Annotated in this window: 1 protein-coding gene; it reads right to left on the bottom strand. The window is 46.7% G+C overall.

Going from position 1 to position 2153, the window contains the following annotated elements:
- Positions 1-332: 332 nt before the first annotated feature.
- Positions 333-1880, bottom strand: a complete 1548-nt coding sequence (locus WMO25_RS17425; protein WP_349086454.1) for an amino acid adenylation domain-containing protein — start codon at positions 1878-1880, stop codon at positions 333-335.
- Positions 1881-2153: the final 273 nt, after the last annotated feature.

Below are 2153 nucleotides of genomic sequence, written 5' to 3'. Positions count from 1 at the left end.
AAATATCTAATAACTCGCTCATGACTACTATATCTCCTTTGATTCTTACTTAATTAATACGTGATATCACTACTTCGTATCCTCTCGGATTCCTATGGGCAAGCCATCGGGTTCCTGCAATAGCTATCTTGTTTGCAAAACCCAATAAACTTCTGATAAGTGCATGTCTGACGGACGCTTCATAAGCAGGTGCTCCCGGCACAGCCAGTACTTAGGCACTGTCTTTTAGTGCCTTATGTACTGCTGCTAGTGCCAGGCAGTGCAAACGTGCCTGCTTTGAAACGTCCGTCAGACACGCACTTTCAAAGCCCCGATTTTGCAAACCTGATAAACTAACCGATGGCCTGCCCATCCATTAAATCTGTATAGTAGCTCTTCAAGTATTTCCTGTCGATTTTGCCGTTGGCATTTTCCGGCATCCTCTTCACTCTGATGCATTCTCCCGGCCTCATATACGGCGGCAATTTCCCTTCCAAAAGAACCCGCATCTGATTTTCATTTTTTGGACCGCCCTCATAGAACAGGACAATTCTGTCACGCACTTCATCGTAAATACTGACACAGCTCTTGACATCAGAGGCCGCACCGGCGGCGGCTTCAACTTCACCTAACTCGATACGGTATCCCATATGCTTAATCTGAAAATCTCTGCGTCCCAGATACAGCAGCTCGCCGCGGTCATTATAACGGACCAGATCACCGGTTTTATATATCTTCTCCGGATACCATGGGTTCAGCGGGTTCTGGATAAAAGCAGCATCCGTTTTGTCCGGATCTCCATAATATCCGTCGGCTACAAAAGAGCCTCTGACGCACAGTTCGCCGATTTCTCCCGGTGCCGCTTCCGTACCATCCTCACGAAGGATGATCAGGTCACAGTTGTCGCAGGCACGCCCAATAGGCAATGTTTCACTATCTGCAAAATCCCGGTCCACAATGTAATAGGCACAGATATCTGTTACTTCTGTCGGCCCATACAGATTGGCATACAGCAGCTCCGGCATTTTTCTCCGCCAGTAATTCAGCTGTTTCACCGGCATCACCTCACCGGCGAAAAGAACCTTCTCCATATACGGAAGGGACACATAATCCAGCACTTTCCAATTAGCCACTATGGACAAAGCCGTCGGCACCCAGTAAATGGTATTCACTTTTCGACTGTTCATATACTCCAACAGACGCACCGGAAAAGCAAATAATTGCTTCGGCAGAATCTGAAGTTCTGCGCCTGCTGCCAGAGTTGTATAAATATCCAGCACCGACATACTGAAATAAAAAGGTGTCTGGCTGCCGAAAACCGTCGCTTCATTGATATCAAATGTCGTTTTCACCCATTCCGCATAAGCCATCACATTTCGATGGGAAACGGCAACACCCTTCGGCATACCTGTGGAACCGGATGTAAAAAGGGTATACACCAGATCCGTATCCACTGCTTTTCTCCGAATCTTTGCCAGCCCTTCCCGATCCTCAGGCACATACATGGCCTTCTCATAAAGAAGGATCTTCGGACTGTCTTTTCTTTCGGAGGCAAGGGCTTCCCTGACTGTCTCTTCATGGTCCCTGTCGGTAATAATCGCCGCCGGTTTCAGCACACTGAAAATCTTGCGGATTCTGTCCCAGGGCATTTTGGTATCAATCACTGTATAGAAATCACCGCCGTAAACCGTTCCCAGCATTGCCGCCAGACAGGCCGGTGTTTTTTTCATATAAACAGCCACCGGACGGTGTGTCAACCGGTGCTTCAGCAGTAAACTGCCGATCCGCGCTGATGCCTCTCGAAGCTGACGCCAGGTCATCGATGTATCTGTATCGGCACAGGCTGTTTTCTCAGGCCGCCGACCGACTGAATGTTCAAGATATTCCAATATATTTTTCAAGCTATCGCCCCCTGTTCTCTTTGGTGCCCCTATCATAGCACAAAAAAATCCGAAAACAGGAAAAGTCGGGGTATTGTAAGAAAGTTATATGGAGTGAAAGAATTCTGAAAGAAAATTTAGTATAACTATAGACAAAAAAAGGATGCCCTAAGACATCCTCTTACATAGAATTTATTATTTATTTCTCCGCGTCCTCTATCACACAGGTATGTTTCCTCGACACTTTGTCATAGTTGACATCTACCAACAGAATACTCACCGGTTAAACTGTTT

It is taken from the genome of Coprococcus intestinihominis, from assembly GCF_040096555.1.
Taxonomy (GTDB): Bacteria; Bacillota; Clostridia; order Lachnospirales; family Lachnospiraceae; genus Coprococcus_A; species Coprococcus_A intestinihominis.
Note: the sequence above shows the minus strand (reverse complement) of the source record. Positions and strands in the feature narration are given on the sequence as shown.